Here is a 25952-nt window from a genome sequence, read left to right as displayed (position 1 = left end):
CGGATGACAACGATCCACGCTTTCGGCGATGACGCACTCGGTGACCACGACGCCGTCGGGCTGGCCCAGCTGGTCCGCGATCTGCAGGTCAGCCCCGACGAACTCGCCGCTGCCGCAATCGCCCGTGCGCGATTGGTCGACCCCGACCTGCGGGCGGTGGCGTGTGATCTGCCCCCACGACACAGCACCGATCCGAACGCCGAATTCTTCGGCGTCCCAACGTTCATCAAGGACAACACCGACGTCGCCGGCCTGCCCACCACGCACGGTTCGGAGGCGTTCACGGCCCGAGCCGCGAAGAAGGACGGCACCTACACGACGCAGTTCCTCAGCACCGGCATGACGCTCATGGGCAAGTCCCGGATGCCCGAGTTCGGTTTCAACGCGAGCACCGAATACATGACCGAACCGCCGGTCCGGAACCCCTGGAATACCGATTACTCGGTCGGCGCCTCGTCGGGCGGGTCGGCCGCGCTGGTCGCCGCGGGCGTCGTGCCCATCGCCCACGCCAATGACGGCGGCGGGTCCATCCGCATCCCGGCCGCCTGCGCGGGCCTGGTCGGGCTCAAGCCGAGCCGGGGCCGGCACCGCGACGGCGAGCAGGTGCGCCACCTGCCGATCCACATGATCTCCGAGGGCGTGCTGACCCGCAGCGTCCGCGACACCGCGGCGTTCGTTGCGGCGTGCGAGAACCATTGGCGCAACCCGAAACTCGCACCGATCGGCCGGGTGAACGGACCGGCTCGACGGACCCTGCGGGTCGGAGTGCTGTTCGGCAGTGTCACCGGTGAGTCGGTCGACGTTGCCACCCGCACGGCCGTCGAAGACACCGCGGCGCTGCTGGAGGCCGCCGGCCATCTCGTCGAGCCGATCACGCTGCCGGTCACCGCACAGTTCGCTGACGACTTCGTCCAATACTGGGCGCTGCTGGCCGATCTCGCGGTCGGTACCGGCCGCTTGATCCTGGACCGGTCGTTCGACGCCGCCAAGACAGACGGCCTCACCCTGGGGCTGCGCGCGCATCACCGCCGGAATCTGCACCGCACCCCGGGCGCACTGCTGCGCCTGCGCGGCATCGCCGACCAGTACGCGCAGATGTTCGCGCGGCACGAAGTCGTGCTGTCTCCGGTGCTTTCGCACACCACACCCCGGATCGGCTACATTGCGCCGACGGTCGACTTCCCCGATCTCATCGACCGGCTCCGTCGCTACGTCGCCTACACGCCGCTCAACAACATCGCGGGCACTCCGGCGATCTCGCTGCCTGCGGGCCTGTCGCCCGACGGCCTACCGGTCGGCATCCAATTGTCCGGCGCCTACGGCGACGAGCGCACGCTGCTCGAATTGGCTTTCCTACTGGAAGCCGAGCGACCCTTCACACTGCTGAGTTCGGGCCGATCGGCAGCGGGCGCGATGAACTGACCTGCCACGTTGACGCAAGAAACACAGTGTGTATAGAGCTTCTGCCAAGACCTCCCGGCCGACCAAGCATTGGTCATGGCCGTGACACAGAAGGCACCCTTGGCTTCCACTTTCGGGGACAACGCAACAGACCCGGCGTGGAAGGTCAAGCCGGTCTTCTACCAAGTGTCCGCCGCCGACCGCATGATCCACCCGGACAACGAACGCCGGATGGCCCAGCGGATGAACCCCCGCAAGGTCATCGAACTCGAGGCGAGCCATGCCTCACTGGCCTCACAGCCCGGCCCTGTTGCCGACCTCATCGATGAGGCTGCGGCACAGGAGATCTGACGGTTCGCACCTAGTTGCGCGTCGCCAACGCGTGCCGCGCGTAGGCCCGCACGTCGGCATCGCCGTCCTCGAGGGCGATGCCGAGCGCTTGCCGGGCAGCATCCTCGGATTCGGCCCACCGGGTCAGGCTCAGCACCGCGGCCTTACGTACGTCCAGGTGCGGGTCCTGCAGCGCCTGCGACAGCGGCGCCACCGCAACAGCGGGCGCAGCGCCCGACAACGCACGCACCGCGCCCTGACGAATCTGCCACGCCGATTCTCGAAGGGCGCGCTGCACTTCCGGCACGTCCTGGTCGGCGCAGCCGACGGCTGCCAATGCGGCAAGCGCGGCCGCCCGCACCAGCGGGTCGCGGTCGGCCAGCAGCTGCCGGACGGTGTCGGCACCGGAACCGAGCGTCGCCAGCCCATTGCTCGCCGCTATCCGTACCTCGCGATTGTCGTCGGCCGCGGCTGCGGCCACCCCGTCGACGTCATCGACCGAGACCAGCGCCCGCACCGCCTCGATACGCACCCGGTGATCGGAATCCGTCACTGCGGCACGGTAATCCGGGGCCGCCCCGACCCGGCGCGAACTCAGCACGTACAGCGTCACCGCCCGTACGACCGGGTCAGCGGACGCCAGATAGGGACCGACCGTCGCCGGATCGGGCAGCACCTCGACCAGTTCCCGCAGCGCATCGGCCGCGGTCGCCCGTACCGCGCCGTCGTCATCGCCGAGCGCAGCTACGAGCGACGGCTGGTAGCCCGCAGGCAAATTCTCCACCAGCACCGCGACGGCGGCCCGGCGGACCCCGGCGTCGGCGTCCTGCAGGAAGCCCGTCAGATCCTCGAGCACCGGTTCCTCCAGTGCGACCACATGGGCGATGCGCGGGGACGGCGGCGTCGCCGGTTCGGCCGGGCGCAGTCGCGAGCCCGCGGTCGCCGGCGCCTTGCCCCCGACCAGGTTCGGCTGGTGCACATGCTGCACCGCGTGGTCGGACGGCAGGTGGTCCAGGTCGGGTACGGGCACGAAATACGGTGCGACGGGCCGCTTCAGGAACTCCATCTCACCGTCGTCGCCCTTGCGCAGATTCAGGTGATAGCGCCACTCTTCGTCGTCACGCTCGGGGATGTCGGCGCGATCGTGGTACAGGCCCCAGCGCGATTCGGTCCGCGTGAGTGACGACCGCGCGGCCATCTCGGCGCAGTCCCGGATGAACGACACCTCGACGGTGCGCATCAGCTCGTGCGGGGTGCGGGCACCCATCTGCTCGATCTCCTCGGCCATCCGCTCGAAGGTGCGGACCGCGATGGACAGCTTGGTCGCCGTCTTCGGCGGCGCCACATAGTCGTTGACGAAGCGACGCAACTTGTACTCGACCTGCGGCTGCGGCGGACCGTCGGGATGCCGCAGCGGGCGGTAGATCAGCTCGTGCGCCTCGGCCAGCTGATCCTGCGGAAGGTCCACGGGCGCTTCGACATCGGCGAGGGTCGACGCGGCGTGCTCACCGGCCAGGTCGCCGTAGACGAAGGCACCGATCATGTAGTTGTGTGGCACGCACGCCATGTCGCCGGCCGCGTACAGCCGGGGCACCGTGGTGCGGGCATGTTCGTCCACCCATACCCCAGAAGCGGAATGTCCACTGCACAAGCCGATCTCGGAGATGTGCATCTCGATGTCGTGGGTGCGGTAGTCGTGGCCGCGGTTGGCATGGAAGGTGCCGCGCGTCGGGCGCTCGGTGGTGTGCAGGATGTTCTCCATCGCGGTGATGGTCTCGTCCGGCAGGTGGGTGACCTTGAGGTAGATCGGGCCGCGGGCCGATTCGATCTCGCTCTTGACCTCGGCCATCATCTGGCCCGACCAGTAGTCGGAGTCGACGAACCGCTCCCCCAGCGCGTTCACCTGATAGCCGCCGAACGGATTCGCGACGTAAGCGCAGGCGGGACCGTTGTAGTCCTTGATCAACGGGTTCACCTGGAAGCACTCGATACCCGAGAGTTCCGCGCCCGCGTGGTACGCCATGGAGTAGCCATCGCCTGCGTTGCAGGGGTTTTCGTAGGTGCCGTACAGGTATCCCGAGGCGGGCAGCCCGAGCCGGCCGCTGGCTCCGGTCGCGAGGATAACGGCCTTGGCCCCCACCGTGACGAATTCGCCGGTGCGCGTGTTGAAGGCCGCCGCGCCCACCGCGCGGCCGTCCTGCACCAGCACGCGCACCGGCATCAGCCGGTTCTCGATGCGCAGCTTCTCCCGGATGGCCTTCTGCCGCATCACGCGATAGAGCGCCTTCTTGACGTCCTTGCCCTCGGGCATCGGCAGGACGTACGAACCGGAGCGGTGCACCCGGCGCACCGCGTATTCGCCGTGCTCGTCCTTCTCGAACTTCACGCCGTAGCGTTCCAGCCGCTGCACCATGGCGAAGCCGCGTGTCGCGGTCTGATAGATGGTGCGCTGGTTGACGATCCCGTCGTTGGCCCGGGTGATCTCGGCGACGTAGTCCTCCGGCGTCGCCTTGCCGGGGACGACGGCGTTGTTGACGCCGTCCATGCCCATGGCCAGGGCTCCGGAGTGCCGCACGTGGGCCTTCTCCAGCAGCAGGACCTGGGCGCCGTTCTCGGCGGCGGTCAGCGCCGCCATGGTGCCTGCGGTACCGCCGCCGATCACTAGGACGTCACAGTCGATGCGGACGGGATTGTCGAGGTCTGGAATCTCCAGAGTGCTCATTGGTGTAGTGCTCCAAGGATTTCGGCCCGCAGCTCGGTGCGGGAAACATCAGCATCACGGGGACTCGGGACATCCAGCAGCGCGCGCAGGGGCTGGCCGGCGCGGCCGAGGACCGCCACCCGGTCTCCCAGGGCGAGGGCTTCGTCGACGTCATGCGTGACGAACACGATGGTGGTCGGGTGGGCCTGCCAGGTTTCGATCAGCAAGTGCTGCATGGCGGTTCGGGTCTTGGCGTCCAGTGCGCCGAACGGCTCGTCCATCAGGACGGCCCGCGGCGCTCCGGCCAGTCCACGCGCCAACTGGACCCGCTGGCGCATGCCGCCGGATAGGCTCTTCGGCAGGAAGTCGGCGAAGCCGACGAGCCCGACCTCGTCGATCCAGCGCTCGGCACGTTCCCGGCGGCCGGCACGCGGCGCACCGCGCAGTTGCAGCGCCAGTTCGATGTTGGATCGCACTGTCCGCCAAGGTAACAACGCACTGTCCTGGAACACCATGCCGCGATCACGTGACGTGGTGGTCACCGGCTCATCATCGGCGAGAACCCGTCCGCCGTCGGGCTTCAGCAGGCCGGCCAGTGCCCGTAGCACCGTCGACTTGCCACAGCCCGACGGCCCCGTGAGCACCAGGATCTCTCCGGGCTGCACCGTCAGGCTCAATCCGTCCACGACCGGCTCGCCGGTGTAGGACAACCGGATTCGGTCGAGTTCGAGGCGTAGGCCGGTCTTCGGCAGGGTCGTCATCACCCATTCTCCTCACCGCGCGGCAGCCACCGGGTCAGCCGCCGGCCGATCAGTTCCACCGCCGCCGACGTGCCGAATCCCAGCGCGCCGATGGTGATGATGCCGACGAAGACGCTCGGGTAGTCCAGCACCGTGTAGGCCTGCCAGGTGCGGTAGCCGACACCGAGCCGGCCGGAGATCATCTCGGCGGATACGACACAGATCCAGGCCACGCCCATCCCGACCGACAGCCCACCGAACAGCCCGGGCAGCACACCCGGGAACACGACCTGCCGCAACACATCCCAGCGACTGCCGCCGAGGGTCCGCACCGAGTCCTCCCACAGTGTCGGCAGGGCCCGGACGGCATGCCGGGTGCTGACCATGATCGGGAAGAAGGCCGCCAGGAACGTGATGAACACGATGCCGGCCTCGTCGGTTGGGAACAGCAGGATGGCGACGGGCACCAGCGCGATGGCCGGGATCGGCCGCGCCAGCTCGGTCAGCGGTCCGACGATGTCGGCGAACAGCCGCGACCGGCCGAGCGCGATACCGACGGTCGCGCCGAGCAGTGCCGCCAACCCGAAGCCGCTGACGATCCGGATCACCGACTGCGTCAGATCCAGCCAGTACTGCGTGGCACCCAGGCGGTCGACGAACTTCGCGGCGATCTGCGTCACCGTCGGCAGGTTGTCGAACCGCAGCCAGAACCGGACGTGGCTCGCGGTCAGTAGCTGCCAGATGCCCACGGCCGCAATGACCGACAGCGCCTTGACGAGGTAACTGCGCCACTTGGCCGGTCCCCGCTGCCGCGACGCCCCGACCCCGATCGGCAGCGCCGGCGCGGCAGCCACCGCGGCTATCGCTGTCATGCCACACCCACCAGCGCCTGTTGGTAGGTCACCACCGCCGAACCCGGGTGGGCTGCCTGGTAGCGGCGGGCGCCTGCGTCGGTGTCGAAGGGCACGAAGTCCGTGCCCTGCTGCACCCAGACGGACTTGTCGGCCAGCCAACGGGTTCCGAGTTCGGCGTCCGGCACGTAGGCGGCCCGGACCTTGGTCCCTTTGGCCTCCGCTGCCCGGATCGCCTTCAACAGGCAGGCCGGGTTGGCTGCCGGTTGCGTGGTGTCCGAACCGTCCAGCCACAGCTCACCGGCCAGCGCGGGATTGTCGGCGGGAATGTTGCACACCGGGTCGGTGCCGTGCACCACCGACGGATTCGCGGTGCGGGCGACCTCGGCGTTGTAGTCGCGGCCCCGCTCGGTCAGTGCCTTGCGCAGCGGCCCGTCCTCGACGAACTTGGCGACGTCCAGGTCGGCGAAGTCACCGATCGACTTCAGGTACGGCACATCGCCTTTCAGCGCATCCACGAGCGAGGGCTTGAGCGTGGTGTCGAACCGGGTGCCGCCCGGGCCGTTGTAGAGGTACACGACTTCCTGCGGTAGACCACTGCCCTGCGCGACGATCTTCGCCGCCTCCAGCGGTTTGGTGTTGAGGAAGTCGGTGGCATCGAGCTGTGCCTGCAGGAACGCGTCGAGCACCTCGGGATGTGCTGCGGCGTAAGCCCGTCGCACCACCACGCCGTGCCAGGTCGGGTAGTTCAGCTCGGCCCCGTCGTACAGCAGGCGGGCCTTGTCCTGGAAGACCAGCAGCCCCGGCCACGCGACGAACTGCGAAAGCGCCTTCACCTGACCGGATTCCAGCGCCGACGCACCGATCTGCGGCTGCTGGTTCACCACCTCGACACCGGAGACCCCCGCCTTCGACAGCGCCCGGACCAGGGTGCCGTGACCGGCCGACCCGACGCTGGCGGACACCTTCTGCCCGGCCAGCTCGTTCAGCGACTGCACCGGTGAATCCGGGGACACCACAACCATGTTCAGCGACCCGGTGGGGCTCGACCCGGTGGCCGCCACCAGTTCGGTCTTGGCCCGTTCGTTGCTCTGAGTCTTCGATCCGTTGATGAGCATCGGGTAGTCACCCATCGAACCGATGTCGATCTTCTCGGCGACCATCTGCGCCGTGATCGGCGCACCGGTGTCGTAGTCCTGCCATTCGACGTGGTACTTCGTGCCGGTCTTAGAAGTTATGTCACTGAGCCGATGTTCCAAATATCCTTGCGCACGAAGCAGAGTCCCCGCGGTGACGGTGTTGATGGTCTTGGACTGATAGCCGACGACCACGTTGACGACATTGTCGTCCTTGCCTGCCGAATCGACCGAGCAGCCGGTGGCGGCCAGCACGACGGTGGCAGCGAGGGCGGTAACGAGTTTCATGGTGTCCTTAGCGGATCAGGTAGGGCATGTTGACGGTGACGGCGCCGGTTGGGCAGCGTGCGGCGCACGGCCCGCAGTACCAACATTCGTCGACATGCATGTAGGCCTTGCCGTTTTCGGGGTTGATGGCCAGCGAGTCCAGCGGGCAGACATCGACGCACAGGGTGCAGCCCTCGATACACAGCGACTCGTCGATGGTGACCGGTACATCGGCTCGTTGGTTGTTGACCAGCGTCATAATTCACTCCGTAATAGGTTGCCGCGCATGGTGATTCGGTCACCACGCAGTCGGATGTATTCGAGGTCGACGGGACGGCCGTCGTCGAGAGTCGTGAGCCGTTCAAGCATCAGGATCGCGCCGCCCGCGGGGATGTCCAGCGTGGCCGCGGTGTGCGGGTCGGCCGAAACGGCTTCCAGCGCAATATCCGCCGAGCCCAGCCGCTGCGCCGTGACCTGCTCGATCAACGCGAAAACGTCGTTGGTCTCCAGCGAGTGCCCGAGCACCGCGGCGCCGATATCCGGTACGAGATAGGTCAGGTCGAGGCTCAGCGGCAGGTCGCCGAGGTACCGCAACCGCTCGATGAAGACGACCGGCTCGCCGGGGTTCAGCTGCAGCCGGCGCGCCACCGCCGCGGGGGCAGGCAGCTGCGTCGCGGCACGCACCTCATTGCGGACCTCGCCGTAGTCCTTGAAGGTCTCCTTCAGCCCGACCAGGGCGTGCAGACCATGGTCGTATTTGCGCTGGGTCACGTGGGTGCCGACCCGCGGTCCGCGGTCGATCAGTCCCTCGGCCTTGAGGATCGCGAGGGCCTCGCGCACGGTGTTGCGGGAGACCGAGAACTCAGCCACCAGATCCGCCTCGCCCGGCAGCCCGTCCGAGTAGACGCCGTCACGCACCTGGTGACGCAGTACGTCGGCCACCTGGCGGGCGCGGTCGGCGCGCCGCCGCAGCGGCGTCGGATCGGTCGCCCGGGGCGAGCGAAGCGACGGGGAGGACTCGGGCATGCGGATGACGGTAGGGACCAGCGGCGATCAGGTCTGCACCCCCGAATCGGGTGGTTCGAAGGTACCTGCATTGCGCCGCCTTCTGAGCGGCGTGACCAGGGGAAATGCCCACTTCGAGCGCCATTGCGCCACCTCGAAAACGCCCGCTAGTTCGAATCTCGATGAATCGAATCGCGTTTACCCGCGGCACAACCTTCGACTCTGCGAAACTCCCTGAGTTCAATCGTGATGACAATCTGGCGTGGTGATTGAGCTCAGGGACCGCCGACGCCCCGCAGCAGTACCTGGCTTCAATAACGATGTACGACGACGCCTCGTGATTGAAGCCAAGTATCGCTCCGCGCACTCGGCAGGCCGTATCCGCTGGGCATCCGACTAGCAAATCCCTTGCGGTAGTTGAGATTGCGCTGACGCAGGGAAACTTCGAGTAGCCGTCTGCGTAGACGCACAATCAACAGGTAGAACGCAGCCCCTAGCTTCCCGCCGCGCTCACCGTCACCGGAATCCCGTTGAGCGCGCCGTTGCCGGACGGCTCGTCGAGGAAGTCCGGCAACGACAGGATGTTGGTGTTCACCCCGGGCGACGCGTTGGCGATACCCAGCCGGGTGCCCGGACGGCCGTGGCCCCAGCCGTGCGGCATGGACACCACGCCCGGCTTGATGGCGTCGGTCACCTCGACAGGTACGACGATCTTCCCTGCGCCGGAGGCGACTTCGGCGTTGTCGCCGTCCACGATCCCCCGCGCCGCGGCGTCCCGGGTGTGCATCAGCAAGGTGCAACGGTCGCGGCCCTTCATCAACGCGCCGACGTTGTGCAGCCACGAATTGTTGGACCGCAGGTGCCGCCGGCTCACCAGCACGAGCTCGTCGACCGGCCGCTCCAGCCGCTCGGCAAGCCGGGGCAGGTCGTCGAGCAGGTACTGCGGCGCCAGGCGAATCTTCTTGTCCGCGGTCCCCAGCACCTCGGGGACCCGCGGCACCATCGGGCCGTAGTTGATGCCGTCCGGATGGGCCTTGAGCTTCTCGAGCGTCAGCCCGTCGGGGTTCTCGCCGTACCGGTCGCCGAATGCCGCGGTGCGAAGCGTCAGGTCGAGCATGCGCTCGGGACCGCCATGGTCGTATTTCGCGCGAATCTCGGCACCGTCGAGCCCCTGGGTGAAGCACAGGTAGTCGAACCAGCCATCGTCCAGCGCGGCGATGTCGACGTCCTCGGCCGGCGTACCGGTGCAGAGCCCGGTGAGCCGGATCAGGATCTCCCACTCCTCCGGCGCCTCCCGATCCTCGCGGTGGAACACCGGCGGCGAGTAGCGGGCGAAGCTGTTGATGGCAGTGCCCAGCAGGAGATCGGCGGAGTGCGCCTGTTCGAGCGACGAGGCGCCGGGCAGGATCACGTCGGCATGCCGGGTGGTCTCGTTGAGCCACAGGTCCACCGAGATCATCGCGTCCAGCTGCGGCAGCGCCTCGTCGAGCTTGTCGCCGCCCGGCGTCGAGAGCACGGGGTTGCCCGCCACCGTGATGAGGGCCTTGAGCTGTCCCTCCCCCGGTGTGGTGATCTCTTCGAGCATGCACGAGACCGGAACCTGCCCCAGGACCTCCTTCGCCCCGCGCACCCGGGTCTGATAGCGACCGAAATTCGGCGCCCCGTCCTCGAGGCCCGGGATGGTCTGACTGGTGACGGTCCACGCGGTCGGGGTGGCGAACATCGCGCCGCCGGCGACGTCGAAGTGTCCGGTGACGATGTTGACGACGTCGATCAGCCAGCTGGCGAGGCTGCCGAATTCCTGGTTGCAGGTGCCGATCCGGCCGTAGACGACGGCTCGTGGCGTACCGGCCAGTTCGCGGGCCAGTTCCCGAATCCGGCCGGCGTCGATACCTGTTGCGGCGCAGACTCTTTCGGGTGACCAATCGGCCACGGCGGCCTGCAGGGCAGCCACCCCGTCCAAGTGCTGAGCCAAGTCGCCGAGGTTCACCAGCCCCTCGTCGAACACCGCGTGGATGACGCCCAACAGCAGCGCCGCGTCGGTGCCCGGCGTGATGGGCAACCACTCGTCGGCCTTGGCGGCGGTCTGGGTCCGCACCGGGTCGATCACGATCACCTTGCCGCGCTTACGGATTCCACCGATGATCCCCATGATGTCGGGCGCGGCCAACAGTGAGCCCTGTGATGCCGCGGGATTGGCGCCCATCACCACGAGCAGATCGGTGCGCTGCAGGTCCGGCGTCGGGAAGGCCCACCAGCTGCCGTACATCAGATGCGACGACAGGTTCTTCGGCCACTGGTCGATGGTGCCCGGCGAGTACGTGATCGGCATGCCGGACAGGCCGAGCAGGATCGCCGCGTACCGCGACAGCGAAAACGAGTGCGCCAGTGGGTTTCCGGTGTACGCCGCGACGGCACCGATGCCGTGCTTCGCGATGACCGGCGCCAGCAGTTCGGTGCAGCGCCGGAAAGCGGTGTCCCAGTCGACCTCGCGCCACTGCCCGTCGACCTTGATCATCGGCCGGCGGATTCGGTCGGGATCCTCGTGCAGGGCGCCCAGGGACGCGCCCTTCGGACAGATGTGCCCCGCGCTCCACTCATCGGCCTTGTTCGGCCGGATACTCGCAACCTTGCCGCCGGTTACCTGAATCTCCAAGCCGCACATGGCTTCACACAGGCAGCAGGCGTGCAGGTGCAGTCCGTCTTCGCCGGCTTCGGCGATCACACGTGGCTCGGTTCCCATCGTCCGACTGTAACGGTGTTACTGAGACGCAGGTCACGATTGCTCCCGATGTCCGGGAGATGGCCTACAAGGCGCGCGAAAGCTCGCGGCCGAACTGCAGCAGCCGCTGCATCTGAGCCAGGCCGCCGTCGTCGACGGACTTGGTGTACCGGAACGACTCACAGAAGAAGTCGCTGTCGATGGCCGACTTCTGCCGGCTGCGGGTGATCAGCTGGGTGTACATCCGCAGCCGCACCTCGGCCAGGCGCCGCGTGCCGTTGGCCAGCACCTCGAACTGCGTGGTCAGGATGTGATCGGTGATGGTGGACAACAGGATCGTCCGCACCGAGGTGTCCAGCGTCCGGCGTAGCTCTTCGTCCTCGCCACTGGCGTCGTCGTCGGCCCGCCACATGATCAGCCGCTCACCATCGGTGAGGACGACCTCCTGCCACACGGCGTCGCCCCAGGATTCCTCGGACGCACCGCGCGACATGATGAAGGACTTGATCGACCGGAAGTCGATCACCGAGCGCAGCTGTTCGAGCGCCAGCTCCGGGTCGCGCAGGTAGACCTTCGCCGCGTCCTCGACACTCGAGTACGGCGCCCAGTCCTGCGGCTCGTCCACCGCTACTCGCCCCGAACCGCCGCGGCCGCCGCCCGGATCTGCGGCGTCACCAGCATCACCTGGCCGAGGACACCGTTGACGAAACCGGGTGATTCATCGGTCGACAACGTCTTCGCGAGCTCGACCGCCTCATCGACAGCAACCGGCTCCGGCACGTCCGTCGCGTGCAGCAGCTCCCACACCGCGACGCGCAGGATCGCCCGGTCCACAGCGGGCAGGCGCTCGAGCGTCCAGCCCTGCAGGTGCGCGGAGATCAGGTCGTCGATGTGCGCCGCGTGCTCGGTGACGCCGTTGGCGACGGTCACCGTGTACGGGTTCAGCACCGAGACCTCGGGGTCGCTGTCGGCGATGGAGTTGCGCAGCTTCGCGCCCTCGGCAGCGGTGATCCCGCGGGCCTCGGCCTCGAACAGCAAGTCGACGGCGCGCTTGCGCGCCTGGTGCCGACCCTTGTCGGAGCGACGGTCAGGCATTGACCCGACTGATGTAGCTGCTGTCGCGGGTGTCCACCTTCAGCTTGTCGCCGATGTTGATGAACAGGGGGACCTGGATTTCGGCGCCGGTCTCCAGGGTGGCCGGCTTGGTGCCGGCGTTCGAGCGGTCGCCCTGCAGGCCCGGCTCGGTGTGCGCGACGACGATGTCGATGCTGACCGGCAGCTCCAGGTACAGCGGCACACCGTTGTGGAACGCGATCTGCACCTGCAGGTTCTCCAGCAGGAAGCCCGCGGCGTTGCCCACGAGGGCCTCGGTCAGCGGGTGCTGCTCGAAGTCCTCGGAATCCATGAACACGAAGTCGCTGCCGTCGCGGTACAGGTAGGTGGCGTCACGACGGTCGACGGTCGCGGTCTCCACCTTCACACCGGCGTTGAAGGTCTTGTCGACGACCTTGCCCGTGAGCACGTTCTTGAGCTTGGTGCGCACGAAGGCCGGGCCCTTGCCGGGCTTCACGTGCTGGAACTCGGTGATCTGCCACAGCTGGCCCTCGATGTTGAGGACAAGACCATTCTTGAAGTCGGCGGTAGATGCCACGGTCGGTACTGCTCCTAGCTCTCTGTCATCAGAGGATGGCCAGTTCCTTGGGGAACCGGGTAAGTAACTCAGGTGTGGGTGTCTTGTCGCTGCCCACGACCAGCGTGTCCTCGATTCGGACGCCGCCCCGGCCGGGCAGGTAGACACCGGGCTCCACGGTGACCACAGAGCCAGCAAGCAGTGTACCGGCGGCGGCGGAGTTGATTCCCGGCGCTTCGTGAATCTGCAAACCGACCCCGTGCCCGAGCCCGTGGGAGAACTGTTCGCCGTATCCGGCATCGGTGATGACCTGGCGCGACGCGCGGTCCACGGCCGCCAGCGTCGTGCCCGGAGCCAGCGCTTCCCGACCGGCCCGCTGCGACGTCGCGACCAGGTCGTAGATGTCGCGCTGCCACTGCGCCACCGGCGCCAGCACGAAGGTGCGCGTCATGTCGGAGTGGTAGCCCTCGACGAGCGCGCCGAAATCGATCTTGACGAAGTCGCCGGCCGCCAGCACGGCATCGGTCGGCCGGTGGTGCGGTATCGCCGAATTGGCGCCGGTCGCGACGATGGTCTCGAACGACGGGCCGTCGGCCCCGTGGTCCTGCATCCGCGACTCCAGTTCGCGACCGACCTCTTTCTCGGTCCGGCCCGCCCGCAAGCCGCCGGATTCGACGAGGTCTTTCAGCGCGGCGTCGGCGGCCTCGCAGGCCAATCGCAGGATCGCGATCTCTCCGGCGTCCTTGACCTCCCGCAGCACCTCGACCATGCCGGGTGCCCGCACCAGTTCGAGATCTCCGCTGACCCGTTGCAGCGCCGCGTGGGCGTCGACCGTCATGACGTGACTTTCGAAGCCGAGCCGCTTCACTCCGGCGGACTCCGCAGCGCGCACCAGCTGGGGCGCACACGCCCGCTCGATGACGATCTGCGCATCCGGGGCCTGCTGCGCGGCCTGCGTCCGGTACCGCCCGTCGGTGGCCAGCACGGGCGTCTCCCCGTGAGTGGGAATCAGCAACGCGGCGTTGGATCCGGTGAAGCCGGACAGATAACGCACGTTGACCAGGTCGGTTACCAGAATCGCATCCAGCTCGGCGGCCGCCAGATGGCGACGCAGAATGTGGCGCCGGTGGGAAATTGTCACGATATGTGACGCTACTCGCTACGCTGTCTGCTCATGAGTAAGTGGTTGCTGCGCGGAATCGTCTTTGCGGCGTTGATGGTGATCGTCCGATTGCTGCAGGGAGCGATGATCGGGGCCTGGGAAAAGCAGTCTCTGACGATCAGCGTGACGCTCGTCGTGTTGTACTTCGTCGCTGCGTTCGCCTGGGGCGTTCTCGACGGGCAGAACGACGCGAAGGCGCAGCCCGACCCCGACCGCCGCGAGGACCTGGCCATGGCGTGGCTGGTCGGCGGCTTGTTCGCCGGCATCGTCAGCGGCTTCTTCTCGTGGCTCATCGGCCAGTTCTACGACAACATCTACGTCGACGCGCTGGCCGCCGAGGTCACCACCTTCGCCGCGTTCACCGCGCTGATCGTGTTCGTGGGCGGTGTCTCCGGCGTGTCGCTCGGCCGCTGGCTGATCGACCGTCACGCCCCGCCGCCGCCGAAGCACGACCACCCGGGCGAGAGCGATCGCGCCGACACCGACGTCTTCGCTGCCGTCGCCGTCGCGGTCCCCGTCGAAGGCGCCGAAGGCAAAACCGAGGTCATCGAGGCCACCCCGAAGACAAACCCCGAGTCCTGAGACGCGGAGACAAAATCGCGGCCCGTCATCAGACGGGCCGCGATTTTGTGTTCGCGAAAAAGTGTAAGACTCGCCGACTACTTCAATCCCACCTACTGAGCGCGGCTCAGTCCTTCGCCACCACCGAATAGGCGGCCGCCAGCAGCGAGGGGTCCGGGCCTTCCAGCCGGCCCGGCTTGGCCAGCCCGTCGAGCACCACGAAACGCAGCACGCCCGACCGGGTCTTCTTGTCCCCCGCCATCGACTCCAGCAGTTGACCGAAGGCGTCGGCGTCGTAGCTGACCGGCAGGCCCAGCGCGGTGAGCACGCGGCGGTGGCGGTCAGCGGTGTCGTCGTCGAGGCGGCCGGCGAGCCGGCCGAGCTCGGCGGCGAACACCAGGCCGACGGACACGGCGGCGCCGTGCCGCCACTGGTAGCGCTCGCGCCGCTCGATGGCGTGCGCCAAAGTGTGTCCGTAGTTGAGGATTTCGCGCAGTGCCGACTCCTTCTCGTCGGCGGCGACCACCTCGGCCTTGACGGCGATGGCGCGGCGGATCAGCTCGGGCAGCACGGTTCCGGCCGGGTCCAGTGCGGCCTCCGGGTCGGCCTCGATCATGTCTAGGATCACCGGGTCGGCGATGAAGCCGGCCTTCACGACCTCGGCCATGCCGGCGATGATCTCGTTGCGCGGCAACGATTCCAGCGTCGCAAGGTCGACCAGCACGGCCAGCGGCTGGTGGAAGGCGCCGACGAGGTTCTTGCCGGCGTCGGTGTTGATGCCGGTCTTACCGCCGACGGCGGCGTCGACCATGCCGAGCAGCGTCGTCGGCACGTGCACGATGTCCACGCCCCGCAGCCAGGTCGCCGCGGCGAACCCGGCGACGTCGGTGGCCGCGCCGCCGCCGAGGCTGACGATGGCGTCCTTGCGGTCGATCCCGATGCGCCCCAACACTTCCCAGATGAAGCCGACGACGGGCAGTTCCTTACCTGCCTCGGCGTCCGGGATCTCGACGCGGTGCGCGTCGATTCCGTTGTCCGCGAGGTAACTACGGATGGCCTCGGCGGTCTGCGTCAGCACCGGCTGATGCAGGATGGCGACGCGGTGCCGGCCCTGCAGGACGCGGCCGAGGTCGCCGAGCAACCCCCGCCCGATGATCACCGGATAGGGCCGGTCGACGTTCACGTCGACCACAACAGGTTCAGCGACACTCTCGGTCATGGGAGCCTTTCGATCGTTTCGCCAGTGCCGCGGGGCTCGGCGGGGCCTCGTTGGTCGGTCCCGGATTCAGGACCGTGGGCAGCCGGCGCCATGCCGCACGGCGGCGGCGCCGGGAGTGCTCGTCGCAGCGCGGCTGCTCGAGCCGGTGCACGATGTGGCGCACCACCGCACCGGGATTGCGCCGGTTGGTGTTCACGCGGAGCGTGGCGACCTGCCGGAACAGCGGCACGCGCTCGGCCATCAACTTGCGGTACTTGGCGCCGGGATCGTCGCCGGCGAGCAGTGGCCGGCCGCCACCGGCGGTACGCCGAACACCTTCTGCCGCACTGATTTCCAGGTAGACGACGGTGTGGCCGACGAGCGCCTCACGCACCTCCGGGGTGGTCACCGCGCCACCGCCGAGCGACACGACACCGTCGTGTTCGGCCAGTGCGTCGCGAATCACGTCGGCTTCGATCTTGCGGAACACCGGTTCGCCTTCGGCGAAGATGTCGGCGATGCTGCGACCGGTGGTCTCGACGATCTTGGCATCGGTGTCGAGCATCGGCACCTGCAGCGCCTTCGCCAACCGTCGACCGATCGTCGACTTGCCCGAACCGGGCATGCCGACCAGTACAGCCTTGGGCACCATCGGCTATCCGGACATCTGCGGTTCGCGCTCTTGCACCGCACGCAGGTAGTTCTCGACGTTGGCGCGGGTTTCGGCCAGCGAATCGCCACCGAACTTGTCCAGCGTCGCCCGGGCCAGCACCAGCGCGACCATGGCCTCGACGACCACACCGGCGGCCGGGACCGCGCACACGTCGGAGCGCTGGTGGATGGCGACGGCCTCTTCGCCGGTGGCCATGTCGACGGTGGCCAGCGCGCGCGGCACGGTCGAGATCGGCTTCATCGCCGCGCGGACGCGCAGCGGCTGGCCGTTGGTCATGCCGCCTTCCAGGCCGCCGGCCCGGTTGGTCGAGCGCATCACGCCGTCGGGACCGGGGTACATCTCGTCGTGGGCGACGGTGCCACGACGGCGCGCGGTCTCGAAGCCGTCACCGATCTCGACGCCCTTGATGGCCTGGATGCCCATCACAGCCGCGGCGAGTTGGCTGTCGAGCCGATTGTCGCCGCTGGTGAACGAGCCAAGTCCGATCGGCAGGCCGCTGACGACCACCTCGACCACGCCACCGAGGGTGTCGCCGTCTTTCTTGGCGGCTTCGATCTCGGTGATCATCGATTCTTCGGCGGCCTTGTCGAAAGCGCGCACCGGACTGTCGTCGATCGCGTCGAGGTCTTGCGGCTGCGGGACGGGACCGTCGTAGGGCTTGGACGCGCCGATGGAGATGACGTGCGAGACGACGTCCACGCCGAGCGCCTGCTTCAGGAACGCGCGGGCGACGGTGCCGGCCGCGACGCGGGCCGCGGTCTCACGCGCGCTGGCGCGCTCGAGCACCGGGCGGGCGTCGTCGAAGCCGTACTTGAGCATGCCTGCGTAGTCGGCGTGCCCGGGACGGGGCCGGGTCAGCGGTTCGTTACGTGCGGTGTTGGCCAGCGCGTCCGGGTCGACCGGGTCGGAGGCCATGACGGTCTCCCACTTGGGCCATTCGGTGTTGCCGATCTGGATGGCGATCGGGCCGCCGAGCGTCTGACCGTGCCGAACGCCGCCGAGCAGTGTGACCTCGTCCTTTTCGAACTTCATCCGGGCACCGCGGCCGTAGCCGAGACGACGCCGCTGCAACTGCGTGGCGATGTCGTCCGAGGTCACCGAAAGACCGGCCACCATGCCTTCGAGCATGGCCACCAGGGCACGACCGTGGGATTCACCTGCTGTGGTCCATCGCAACACGTGTCCCATTGTCCCATGAGGGGGTTTACCGGCTGAAATCCGTCAGCGCAGGCTGCATTGCAGCAGCACGGTGTCGATGTCGCGGCCGTGCTTGTGGCCGACCTGCCGCAGCCGGCCGGCCTCGTCGAAACCCAGCTTCTTGTGCAGTGCGATGGACGACGGGTCACCGCTGTCGGCGATCACGGCGATCACCTCGCGGACGCCCGCGGCACGCGATGCCTCCAGCAGCGCGCCGAGCAGTTCCTTGCCGGCGCCCTGCCCGGTGGCCCACGGCGCCAGGTAGATGGAGTCTTCCACCGTGCCGTGGTAGGCCGGCCGCGCTTTCCACGGCAGGCAGTACCCGTACCCCGCGACCCTGTCCTCACGTTCGACGATCAGGAACGGCAGGCCGGCCGCGGCGACGTTCGCGAATCGGGTCTGCCACTCGTCGGCCGCGGGCGGTTCGAGCTCGAACGACGCCACACTGTGCACGACGTAGTGCGCGTAGATGTCGGCGATGGCAGGCAGATCAGCGGTGGTGGCAGCGCGGACGGTCATGGTGAGGCAAAGGTACCGAGCGCGACGGCCACCGCACTCGCCAGGCACATCGACGGTCCGTGCGGCACCGTCCGGCCGTGGCGCCGAAACAGGACTGCCACCGCCCAGACTGCCGTCAGCAGCGGTGCCCCGATGGCGGCCAGCACCCAGATGTCGGCGCCGAACATCCCGGTCAGCGCACCCAGCCCGAGCGCGAGTTTGACGTCACCGCCGCCCATTGCCGCTGGGCTGACCAGATGGATGAGGAGATAGAGGCCGAAGAGTGCGGCTGCTCCGGCCAGTGCCGCGACGCCACGTCCCAGTACTACGGCCGTCAGCAGAATCGCTGCCGCACCGGGCAAGGTGAGCCAGTTCGGTAGCCGTCGCTCGCGGAGGTCGTAGACGCAGAGCGCGAGCATCCAAGCACCAACAACCAAGCCCGCCCCCATGTTTCGAGGCTAGGCGCGCTACGCCGGGCTTCCCGACACGAAAATCAGGACGCCGCGAGCGCCGCGGCCATCGCCTCGCGGGGCGCGGGCATCCCGGTGAACTGCTCCACCTGGGCGAAGGCCTGGTTCAGCAGCATCTGCAGGCCGCTGACCACACGGCCGCCGGCCGCGGTGACGGCCGCAGCCAGGGGCGTCGGCCACGGGTCGTAGATGGCGTCGAGCAGCACCGCGGTGCCGGCGACCGTGCCCGAGAACTCGCCGGCAACCGCGGCGGGCAGCGTATTGACCACCACGCCAAGGGAATCGAGTGGCTCACCGAGCGCCACCCACCGGGCCGCCATCCCCAGCCGGCCCCCCAAATCCACCAGCGACGCGGCCTTGTCCGCGTTGCGGGCGACGATTGCGATGTCCGGCACACCGAGCTCGGCCAGCGCCACCACAGCGGCGGGCGCCGTGCCACCGGAGCCCAGCACCGCCGCGGCGCCCGACACCTCACACAGCGCGCCGATGACCCCGTCGACGTCGGTGTTGTCGGCGCGCCAGCCGCCATCCACGCGCACCAGGGTGTTGGCCGAGCCGACGAGTTCTGCCCGGGCCGTCCGCTCGGTGGCGAACCGCAGCGCCGCGAACTTACCCGGCATCGTCACCGAGACCCCGACCCATTCCGGGCCGAAACCGCCTACGAGCCCGGGCAATTGGTCTTCGGTGCACTCGATGCGGTCGTAGGTCCAGTCGGTCAGTCCGAGTTCCCGGTAGGCCGCGAGGTGCAGTTGCGGCGACCGCGAATGCGCGATGGGCGAGCCCAGGACGGCCGCCCTCATCGGGCACTGTCGAGCACGCCGTTGCGCTTGGCGAGCTCGATGCTGGCGAGGTGCTGCTGGTAGTCGCGGGTGAACACCGTTGTGCCCTGCAGGTCGATCGTCACGAAGTACAGCCAGTCCCCCGGCGCCGGGTCCTGCGCCGCGACGACCGCGGGCTGGCCGGGTGAGCAGATCGGCGTGACCGGAAGGCCTTCGCGCGCATAGGTGTTCCACGGCGTCGGCTGCTCACGATCGGCATCGGTTGTGGCCACCTCCTGCCGGTCCAGCGGGTAGTTCACGGTCGAGTCGAACTGCAGCCTGCGGTGGTCAGGGGTCGCGAGCCGGTTGTAGATGACGCGGGCCACCTTGGCGAAGTCCTGCGGGTTGGACTCGCGCTGCACCAGGGACGCCACGATCAGGATCTGGTACGGCGTCATGTTGGCGGTCGCACCCGCGTCGAGCAGGCCACCCTGTTCGTATTGGCGGGTGCTCGCGCTGATCAGCCCCGACAGGATCGACGTCGGTGTGCCGGCCGGGTCGACGTTCCAGGTGCCGGGGGCGATGAGGCCCTCGAGCCTGCGGTGATCGGCGCCCAGCGCCTTCACCGGCCCAGCCGCCCAGCTCGGCACCAGCAACGCCGAGACATCGGCGGCACCGGCGGCCTTCTTCAGGTCGTCGACGGACACGCACTTGCGCTTGCCGTCCAGGTCGACGCACGAGGCCGCCGAGATCAGGCTGAAGATGCCCTGGTTGATCTTGTTGGTCTTGACGTCGGTGGTGTCGTCGAGCTGGCGGCCCTCCGGGATCACCAGGCGCCCGACCCGATTGTTCTTCTCGGTGAGCCGGGACACCGCGTTGGCGGCCGAGATCTCGGTCCGCAGCTTGTAGAAGCCCGGCTGGATCTCGGTCATCGCTTTGTTGCCCTCGGCGGCCTGGACGAACGTCTTCACATTCGCCACGACGCCGTGGTCGAGCAGCGTCTGTCCGATCGCGGTCGTCGAGTCGCCGTTGTGCACCTCGACGACCAGATCATTGCCACCGTCACCGGAGTAGTCGGTGCCCGACCCGAAGATTCCGTGCCACAGCCGTGATCCGAGGAACACCGCGCTGACCACGACGACGATGAACACCGTCAGTGCCGCCACGCTACGGCGACGACGCCGCTTGCGGTTGCGTTCGGCGCGGGCCCGCTCGGCGCGGCTCATGCCGCGACGTGGTCGGCCCACCGACTCGGGCTTGATGCGGGTGCTGCCCCACTCATCGTCATCGCCCGGGGCGTCCGGACTCATGTCCTCGGCCGGAGTCACTCGCCGACCTCGCGCTCTGCGGCGGCCAGCACCGACCGGCGCATGTCCAGCCAGTTCTGGAGGATGCCGACGGCTGCCACCTGATCGATCATCTGCCGCTGGCCTTTCGCACGTACGCCGGCCTCTCGCAGCGAACGCTGCGCGGTGACCGTCGTCAACCGTTCGTCGGCCATCCGCACCGGGGTCGGGGCCACCCGAACCGCCAGCGCGTCGGCCACCTCGATCGCATCCCGCGCCGAGGCGCTCGACTTGTCCTTCAGTGTGCGCGGCAATCCGACGACGATCTCGACCGCGTCCTGCTCACCGGCCAGCTTCACCAGACGGCCCAGGTGCTTGTCGGTCTTGTCGCGACGCACCGTCTCCAACGGGGTCGCCAGGATGCCGTCCGGGTCACACACCGCGACACCGATCCGCACCGTGCCGACGTCGACGCCGAGGCGACGACCGCGACCGGGGTCGTCGGTCCCGGGGCGGTCGGGCATGCGGTCGGTATCTGCCAAAGCTAGCTCCGGCCCAGTTCAGCGCGTAGCGCGGCCAGACCCGCGTCGATACCCGCTGCCCCCTTACCGGAACCCTGTGCCAGATCGGCCTTTCCACCACCACGGCCACCGACCGCGGTGCCCAGCTGCTGCACCAGTTCGTTGGCCTTCAATCCGAGGTCCTGCGCGGCGGCGTTGACGGCCACCACGTACGGCACCGACTCACCAGAATCGGCGATGAGTGCGATCACCGCCGGCTCCGAGCCGAGCTTGCCCTTGATGTCACCGACCAGGGTGCGCAGGTCACCGCCGGAGATGCCGCCGGCCATCCGCTGTGCGACGACGCGCACCTTGCCGATCAGCTCGGCGCCGGCCGCGGCGTTGGCGGCGGCGGCCTTGGCACCGGCCAGCCGGACCTTGTCGAGTTCCTTCTCGGCGGCCTTGAGCTTCTCGACGAGGGTGGCCACGCGTGCGGGCACCTCTTCCGAGGGCACCTTCAGCGACGAAGCCAGACCGGCCATCAGCGCGCGTTCCCTGGCCAGGTGCCGGAAGGAGTCGAGTCCGACGTAGGCCTCCACACGACGCACACCCGAGCCCACCGACGACTCGCCGAGGATGGTGACGGGGCCGATCTGCGCGGAGCGCTGCACGTGGGTACCACCGCACAGCTCCATGGAGAACGGTCCGCCGATCTCGACGACGCGGACCTCGTCCGGGTAGGACTCGCCGAACATCGCCATGGCGCCCATCGCCTTGGCCTTCTCCAGCTTCTCGTTGAAGGTGTGCACCTCGAAGTCGGCCTGCACAGCTTCGTTGGTGACCTCCTCCACCTGGGTGCGCTGCTCGTCGCTCAGGGCGCCCTGGTAGTTGAAGTCGAACCGCAGGTAGCCCGGACGGTTCAGCGAGCCGGCCTGAACAGCGTTGGGGCCCAACACCTGTCGCAGCGCGGCGTGCACCATGTGGGTGCCCGAGTGCCCCTGGGTGGCGCCGCGGCGCCACGTGGGATCGACCGCAGCCGTCACGGTGTCGCCTTCGACGAACTCACCGGACTCGACGTTGATGGTGTGCACCCACAGCGACTTCGCGATCTTCTGCACGTCGGTGACCGCGGCCTTGGCGGTGGCCGAGGAGCCGGTGCCCGTGATGGAGCCGGTGTCGGCGATCTGGCCACCCGACTCGGCGTACAGCGGCGTGCGGTCCAGGACGAGCTCGACACGATCCGAACCCTCGGTGCCGTGCGTCACCACCGGAACCCGCTTGCCGTCGACGAAGATACCGAGAATCCTTGCCTCGGAAGTCAATTCGTCGAAGCCGGTGAACTCGGTGGGGCCGGCGTCGACCAGGTCGCGGAAGGCGGACAGATCGGCGTGGGCGTGCTTGCGGGCCGCGGCGTCGGCCTTGGCGCGGGCGCGCTGCTCGGCCATCAGGCCGCGGAAGCCCTCTTCGTCGACCGACAGGCCGGCTTCAGCCGCCATCTCGAGCGTCAACTCGACCGGGAACCCGTAGGTGTCGTGCAGCGTGAAGGCGTCACTACCGGAGACGACGGTCTTGCCCGCGGCCCTGGTGGCCGCCGCGGCATCTTCGAACAGCCGCGAGCCGGCCGCGAGCGTGCGATTGAAGGCGACCTCTTCGGCGACGGCGATGCGGTTGATGCGCTCGAAATCGGTGACCAGTTCGGGGTACGACGGACCCATGGTGTCGCGGACGGTGGCCATCAGATCGGCCATGATCGGCTGCTCGACACCGAGCAGCTTGGCGGCCCGGATGATGCGGCGCAGCAGGCGGCGCAGCACGTAGCCGCGACCCTCGTTACCCGGCGTGACGCCGTCGCCGATGATGATCGCGGCGGTGCGGCTGTGGTCGGCGATGACGCGGTAGCGCACGTCGTCGGCGTGGTTTCCGGCGCCGTAGTGCCGGGGCGCCACCGAGGCGACCTTGTCGATCACCGGACGGACCAGGTCGGTCTCGTAGACGTTGTCGACGCCCTGCAGCAGGCAGGCGATGCGCTCGACACCCATGCCGGTGTCGATGTTCTGGCGCGGCAGCGGGCCGAGGATTTCGAAGTCGGTCTTGCTGGTGCCCTCGCCACGCTCGTTCTGCATGAACACGAGGTTCCAGATTTCGATGTAGCGGTCCTCGTTGGCTTCCGGGCCACCATCGATGCCGTACTCGGGGCCGCGGTCGTAGTAGATCTCCGAACACGGACCGCAGGGCCCGGGGATGCCCATGGACCAGTAGTTGTCGGCCTTGCCGCGGCGCTGGATGCGCTCCGGCGGCAACCCGGCGATCTCCTCCCAGAGCCCGATAGCCTCGTCGTCATCGAGATAGACGGTGGCCCAGAGCTTTTCGGGGTCGAAGCCGTAGCCGCCCTCGGACACCGGGTTGGTCAGCAGATCCCAGGCGAGCGCGATCGCGCCACGCTTGAAGTAGTCGCCGAACGAGAAGTTGCCGGCCATCTGGAAGAAGGTGTTGTGTCGGGTGGTGATGCCCACCTCGTCGATGTCCGGCGTGCGGATGCACTTCTGGACGCTGGTCGCCTTGTCGTACGGCGGGGTGCGGTCACCCAGGAAGTAAGGCACGAACTGCACCATGCCGGCGTTGACGAACAACAGGTTCGGATCGTCCAGGATCACCGATGCGCTCGGCACCTCGGTGTGGCCCGCTTTCACGAAATGATCGAGGAATCGTTTCCTGATCTCGTGTGTCTGCACGTGCTGCTGTCCTTCATCGACCGGGTAGTTGCCCGCATAACAGTACCGGTCTGCAGGTTCACCGCTTTGACCCCAGCCCGTACATCCATTGTGCGTCGCGGCGCCGGGGAGGACAGTTGTCTCTATCCGGTGGCGCCACCGGAGCGCCGCCCTGAATAAAGAGGGGGTGGACCGTGTTCGCACGTTCTACCACGATGATGGCGCGCCCCGACCAGATCGATGCCGGCATTGCCCATATCCGCGACGATGTCATGCCCGTGCTGCAGGAACTTCCCGGTTCCATCGGTCTTTCTCTGATGGTCGACCGGGAAACCGGACGGTGCATCGCCACCAGTGCGTGGGAGTCCGAGGACGCCCTGCACTACAGCGCCGGCGAGGGCCGTCGGCTCCGCAACCTGGCTGCCGAACGCTTCGGCGGCGGCGCTCCGACGGTCGAGGAGTGGGAGATCGCCGTCCTGCACCGCGAGCGCGGCAACGGCGCGTGCGTGCGGGCCACCTGGCTCACGGTGCCGCCGGATCTGATGGAGGCCGGCATCGACTACTTCCGCGACACCGTGCTGCGGCAGATCGAGCATCTGCCCGGATTCTGCAGTGCCAGCCTGCTCGTCGACCGCGGCTCGGGCCGTGCGGTGTCGTCCGCGTCCTTCCGCACCCGCGAGTTGATGGAGGACTACTGGCCGCAGGCGACGGCACTGAAGGTCGAATCGGTACAGACCGCCGGGGCGACGGAGATCGACGATTGCGCGTTCGATCTCGCCATCGCCCACCTGCGGGTGCCTGAACTCGTCTAGCGCTTGCGCCGGATGATGGCGCGCAGCTTCTCCAGGCGGCCGCCGATCTCCCGCTCCGCCCCGTACGGAGTGGGCCGGTAATAGTCGACGCCCACCAGCTCGTCGGGTGGATACTGTTGCGCCGCAACGCCACCCGGGTGGTCATGGGCGTATTTGTAGCCCTGCGCGTGGCCGAGGGCGGCCGCGCCGGCATAGTGCCCGTCCCGCAGATGGGCGGGCACCATGCCGGCCTTGCCGGCCTTGATGTCGGCCATCGCCGCCCCCAGAGCGACGGTCACCGCGTTGGATTTCGGCGCCGTCGCCAGGTGCACCGTCGCGTGCGCGAGAGTCAGCTGGGCCTCCGGCAGCCCGATGAGTTGCACGGTCTGCGCGGCCGCCACCGCAGTCGGCAGCGCGGTCGGGTCGGCGATGCCGATGTCCTCGCTGGCGAGGATCATCAGGCGGCGGGCGATGAACCTCGGGTCCTCCCCCGCCGTCAGCATCCGGGCCAGGTAGTGCAGCGCGGCGTCGACATCCGAGCCGCGCACCGACTTGATGAACGCGCTGACGACGTCGTAGTGCTGATCACCGTCGCGGTCGTAGCGCACGGCGGCCTTGTCGAGGGACTGCTCGATCACGTCGACGGTCACGCGTTCCCCGGCTTCGGCCGCGACCTCCAGCGCCGTCAGCGCCCGGCGGGCATCGCCCGCCGACAGCGTCACGAGCAGCCCGACGGCGTCGTCATCGACCTCGACGGCGCCGCCCAGGCCGCGCGGGTCGACGATCGCGCGTTCCACGACGGTGCGCACGGCGTCGGCGGTCAGTGGTTGCAGTTGCAGGATCAGCGATCGCGACAGCAGGGGCGCCACCACCGAGAACGACGGATTCTCCGTGGTCGCCGCCACCAGCAGCACCACCCGGTTCTCCACCGCGGCCAGCAGCGCATCCTGCTGGGTCTTGGAGAAGCGGTGCACCTCGTCGATGAACAGCACCGTCTGGCGGCCGTGGATGGCGCTGCGCCGCGCTTCGTCGATCACGGCGCGGACGTCCTTGACACCAGCCGACAGCGCCGACAGCGCTTCGAACCGGCGGCCGGTGGCCCCGGAGATCAGCGACGCCAGCGTGGTCTTGCCGGTGCCGGGCGGCCCGTAGAGGATGACGCTGGCCGCGCCCGAGCCCTCGACCAGCCGGCGCAGCGGCGAACCCGGTTTGAGCAGATGGTCCTGGCCGACAACCTCGTCCAGGCCGGCCGGCCGCATCCGCACGGCCAGGGGTGCCTGCACGACGGAGCCGGCTGCCGGCTCAGCGCCGTCTCCTACGTCGAACAACCCGTCAGACACGGTTCAGGCATACCACGCCCCGGC

Annotated in this window: 24 protein-coding genes and 1 pseudogene; 4 read left to right on the top strand and 21 right to left on the bottom strand. The window is 68.3% G+C overall.

All coding sequences use genetic code 11. The features are described 5' to 3' along the window. The first annotated feature begins 3 nt into the window (after positions 1-3). Both ACWW1C_RS12725 and ACWW1C_RS12720 read left to right on the top strand, forming a co-directional pair. Positions 4-1422, top strand: a complete 1419-nt coding sequence (locus tag ACWW1C_RS12725) for an amidase (protein WP_455983760.1) — start codon at positions 4-6, stop codon at positions 1420-1422. A 36-nt stretch (positions 1423-1458) separates the two neighbouring features. Beyond that, a pseudogene (locus ACWW1C_RS12720) lies at positions 1459-1752 on the top strand (alpha/beta hydrolase); the annotation flags it as partial. A gap of 10 nt (positions 1753-1762) precedes the next feature. Here ACWW1C_RS12720 and ACWW1C_RS12715 read toward each other — a convergent pair. The 11 genes from ACWW1C_RS12715 to ACWW1C_RS12665 all read right to left on the bottom strand — a co-directional run bounded on the left by ACWW1C_RS12715 (position 1763) and on the right by ACWW1C_RS12665 (position 13924). Continuing rightward, the gene (locus tag ACWW1C_RS12715) at positions 1763-4453 is read right to left on the bottom strand and encodes a fumarate reductase/succinate dehydrogenase flavoprotein subunit (protein ID WP_455983759.1); all 2691 of its coding nucleotides are present in this window, start codon (positions 4451-4453) and stop codon (positions 1763-1765) included. Continuing rightward, positions 4450-5193: an ABC transporter ATP-binding protein gene (locus tag ACWW1C_RS12710; RefSeq protein ID WP_455983758.1), complete on the bottom strand. Its 744-nt coding sequence runs from the start codon at positions 5191-5193 to the stop codon at positions 4450-4452. Before ACWW1C_RS12710 ends, ACWW1C_RS12715 begins: the two co-directional genes overlap by 4 nt. Continuing rightward, positions 5193-6044 carry an ABC transporter permease gene (locus ACWW1C_RS12705; protein ID WP_455983757.1) on the bottom strand — a complete coding sequence of 284 codons (852 nt, stop codon included), beginning with the start codon at positions 6042-6044 and terminating at the stop codon, positions 5193-5195. Before ACWW1C_RS12705 ends, ACWW1C_RS12710 begins: the two co-directional genes overlap by 1 nt. Continuing rightward, positions 6041-7447: an ABC transporter substrate-binding protein gene (locus ACWW1C_RS12700; protein WP_455983756.1), complete on the bottom strand. Its 1407-nt coding sequence runs from the start codon at positions 7445-7447 to the stop codon at positions 6041-6043. The genes ACWW1C_RS12705 and ACWW1C_RS12700 overlap by 4 nt, the downstream gene beginning before the upstream one ends. A 7-nt stretch (positions 7448-7454) precedes the next feature. Next, complete coding sequence (locus ACWW1C_RS12695) at positions 7455-7685, bottom strand: 4Fe-4S dicluster domain-containing protein (RefSeq protein WP_455983755.1); 231 nt, start codon at positions 7683-7685, stop codon at positions 7455-7457. Beyond that, entirely contained in the window at positions 7682-8452 is a 771-nt protein-coding gene (locus ACWW1C_RS12690; RefSeq protein ID WP_455983754.1) for a GntR family transcriptional regulator, read from the bottom strand. Before ACWW1C_RS12690 ends, ACWW1C_RS12695 begins: the two co-directional genes overlap by 4 nt. Before the next feature lie 472 nt (positions 8453-8924). Then, positions 8925-11174, bottom strand: a complete 2250-nt coding sequence (locus ACWW1C_RS12685) for a molybdopterin-dependent oxidoreductase (RefSeq protein WP_455983753.1) — start codon at positions 11172-11174, stop codon at positions 8925-8927. 64 nt (positions 11175-11238) lie between these two features. Further along, a complete protein-coding gene (locus tag ACWW1C_RS12680; protein ID WP_455983752.1) occupies positions 11239-11778 on the bottom strand; it encodes a hypothetical protein in 540 nt (179 codons plus the stop codon). A 2-nt stretch (positions 11779-11780) separates the two neighbouring features. Beyond that, a complete protein-coding gene (gene nusB / locus ACWW1C_RS12675; RefSeq protein ID WP_455983751.1) occupies positions 11781-12248 on the bottom strand; it encodes a transcription antitermination factor NusB in 468 nt (155 codons plus the stop codon). Further along, complete coding sequence (gene efp, locus ACWW1C_RS12670; RefSeq protein WP_455983750.1) at positions 12241-12804, bottom strand: elongation factor P; 564 nt, start codon at positions 12802-12804, stop codon at positions 12241-12243. Before efp ends, nusB begins: the two co-directional genes overlap by 8 nt. A gap of 28 nt (positions 12805-12832) precedes the next feature. Beyond that, positions 12833-13924: a M24 family metallopeptidase gene (locus tag ACWW1C_RS12665; RefSeq protein ID WP_455983749.1), complete on the bottom strand. Its 1092-nt coding sequence runs from the start codon at positions 13922-13924 to the stop codon at positions 12833-12835. Between the two features lie 33 nt (positions 13925-13957). On the opposite strand from ACWW1C_RS12665, the gene ACWW1C_RS12660 reads away from it, so the two are divergent. Further along, positions 13958-14527 (top strand): B-4DMT family transporter, encoded by a 570-nt coding sequence (locus ACWW1C_RS12660; RefSeq protein WP_455983748.1) that lies wholly within the window; start codon positions 13958-13960, stop codon positions 14525-14527. Between the two features lie 106 nt (positions 14528-14633). Here ACWW1C_RS12660 and aroB read toward each other — a convergent pair whose 3' ends face one another. From aroB to alaS, 9 genes are read right to left on the bottom strand one after another with little or no spacing between them, the layout of a single operon-like run. Next, positions 14634-15725 (bottom strand): 3-dehydroquinate synthase, encoded by a 1092-nt coding sequence (gene aroB / locus ACWW1C_RS12655; protein WP_455983747.1) that lies wholly within the window; start codon positions 15723-15725, stop codon positions 14634-14636. Beyond that, positions 15706-16356: a shikimate kinase gene (locus ACWW1C_RS12650; protein ID WP_455983746.1), complete on the bottom strand. Its 651-nt coding sequence runs from the start codon at positions 16354-16356 to the stop codon at positions 15706-15708. Before ACWW1C_RS12650 ends, aroB begins: the two co-directional genes overlap by 20 nt. A 3-nt stretch (positions 16357-16359) precedes the next feature. Then, entirely contained in the window at positions 16360-17556 is a 1197-nt protein-coding gene (gene aroC / locus ACWW1C_RS12645) for a chorismate synthase (RefSeq protein ID WP_455983745.1), read from the bottom strand. A gap of 42 nt (positions 17557-17598) precedes the next feature. Then, positions 17599-18093, bottom strand: coding sequence for an N-acetyltransferase family protein (locus tag ACWW1C_RS12640; protein ID WP_455983744.1), 495 nt, complete (start codon positions 18091-18093; stop codon positions 17599-17601). After that, positions 18090-18521: a prepilin peptidase gene (locus ACWW1C_RS12635; protein ID WP_455983743.1), complete on the bottom strand. Its 432-nt coding sequence runs from the start codon at positions 18519-18521 to the stop codon at positions 18090-18092. The genes ACWW1C_RS12640 and ACWW1C_RS12635 overlap by 4 nt, the downstream gene beginning before the upstream one ends. A gap of 44 nt (positions 18522-18565) precedes the next feature. After that, entirely contained in the window at positions 18566-19342 is a 777-nt protein-coding gene (locus ACWW1C_RS12630) for a shikimate dehydrogenase (RefSeq protein WP_455983742.1), read from the bottom strand. Beyond that, positions 19339-20610, bottom strand: a complete 1272-nt coding sequence (locus ACWW1C_RS12625; RefSeq protein ID WP_455984253.1) for an endolytic transglycosylase MltG — start codon at positions 20608-20610, stop codon at positions 19339-19341. Before ACWW1C_RS12625 ends, ACWW1C_RS12630 begins: the two co-directional genes overlap by 4 nt. 14 nt (positions 20611-20624) lie before the next feature. Next, entirely contained in the window at positions 20625-21128 is a 504-nt protein-coding gene (ruvX, locus tag ACWW1C_RS12620) for a Holliday junction resolvase RuvX (protein WP_455983741.1), read from the bottom strand. A 2-nt stretch (positions 21129-21130) separates the two neighbouring features. Next, on the bottom strand, positions 21131-23818 hold the full coding sequence (gene alaS / locus ACWW1C_RS12615) for an alanine--tRNA ligase (RefSeq protein WP_455983740.1): 2688 nt from the start codon (positions 23816-23818) through the stop codon (positions 21131-21133). A 173-nt stretch (positions 23819-23991) separates the two neighbouring features. Between alaS and ACWW1C_RS12610 the strand changes: the two genes are divergently transcribed. Then, positions 23992-24609: an antibiotic biosynthesis monooxygenase gene (locus ACWW1C_RS12610; RefSeq protein WP_455983739.1), complete on the top strand. Its 618-nt coding sequence runs from the start codon at positions 23992-23994 to the stop codon at positions 24607-24609. Here ACWW1C_RS12610 and ACWW1C_RS12605 read toward each other — a convergent pair. Further along, positions 24606-25928 (bottom strand): replication-associated recombination protein A, encoded by a 1323-nt coding sequence (locus tag ACWW1C_RS12605; protein ID WP_455983738.1) that lies wholly within the window; start codon positions 25926-25928, stop codon positions 24606-24608. The two genes, ACWW1C_RS12610 and ACWW1C_RS12605, sit on opposite strands and share 4 nt — an antisense overlap. Positions 25929-25952 lie beyond the last annotated feature (24 nt).

Source organism: Mycobacterium sp. HM-7, assembly GCF_053852335.1.
Note: the sequence above shows the minus strand (reverse complement) of the source record. Positions and strands in the feature narration are given on the sequence as shown.

Coding starts and splice junctions, on each gene's coding strand:
- ACWW1C_RS12725 (WP_455983760.1), top strand. CDS start 4: ATGACAACGATCCACGCTTTCGGCGATGACGCACTCGGTGACCACGAC.
- ACWW1C_RS12715 (WP_455983759.1), bottom strand. CDS start 4,453: ATGAGCACTCTGGAGATTCCAGACCTCGACAATCCCGTCCGCATCGAC.
- ACWW1C_RS12710 (WP_455983758.1), bottom strand. CDS start 5,193: ATGACGACCCTGCCGAAGACCGGCCTACGCCTCGAACTCGACCGAATC.
- ACWW1C_RS12705 (WP_455983757.1), bottom strand. CDS start 6,044: ATGACAGCGATAGCCGCGGTGGCTGCCGCGCCGGCGCTGCCGATCGGG.
- ACWW1C_RS12700 (WP_455983756.1), bottom strand. CDS start 7,447: ATGAAACTCGTTACCGCCCTCGCTGCCACCGTCGTGCTGGCCGCCACC.
- ACWW1C_RS12695 (WP_455983755.1), bottom strand. CDS start 7,685: ATGACGCTGGTCAACAACCAACGAGCCGATGTACCGGTCACCATCGAC.
- ACWW1C_RS12690 (WP_455983754.1), bottom strand. CDS start 8,452: ATGCCCGAGTCCTCCCCGTCGCTTCGCTCGCCCCGGGCGACCGATCCG.
- ACWW1C_RS12685 (WP_455983753.1), bottom strand. CDS start 11,174: ATGGGAACCGAGCCACGTGTGATCGCCGAAGCCGGCGAAGACGGACTG.
- nusB (WP_455983751.1), bottom strand. CDS start 12,248: ATGCCTGACCGTCGCTCCGACAAGGGTCGGCACCAGGCGCGCAAGCGC.
- ACWW1C_RS12660 (WP_455983748.1), top strand. CDS start 13,958: ATGAGTAAGTGGTTGCTGCGCGGAATCGTCTTTGCGGCGTTGATGGTG.
- aroB (WP_455983747.1), bottom strand. CDS start 15,725: ATGACCGAGAGTGTCGCTGAACCTGTTGTGGTCGACGTGAACGTCGAC.
- ACWW1C_RS12650 (WP_455983746.1), bottom strand. CDS start 16,356: ATGGTGCCCAAGGCTGTACTGGTCGGCATGCCCGGTTCGGGCAAGTCG.
- ACWW1C_RS12640 (WP_455983744.1), bottom strand. CDS start 18,093: ATGACCGTCCGCGCTGCCACCACCGCTGATCTGCCTGCCATCGCCGAC.
- ACWW1C_RS12635 (WP_455983743.1), bottom strand. CDS start 18,521: ATGGGGGCGGGCTTGGTTGTTGGTGCTTGGATGCTCGCGCTCTGCGTC.
- ACWW1C_RS12630 (WP_455983742.1), bottom strand. CDS start 19,342: ATGAGGGCGGCCGTCCTGGGCTCGCCCATCGCGCATTCGCGGTCGCCG.
- ACWW1C_RS12625 (WP_455984253.1), bottom strand. CDS start 20,610: ATGAGTCCGGACGCCCCGGGCGATGACGATGAGTGGGGCAGCACCCGC.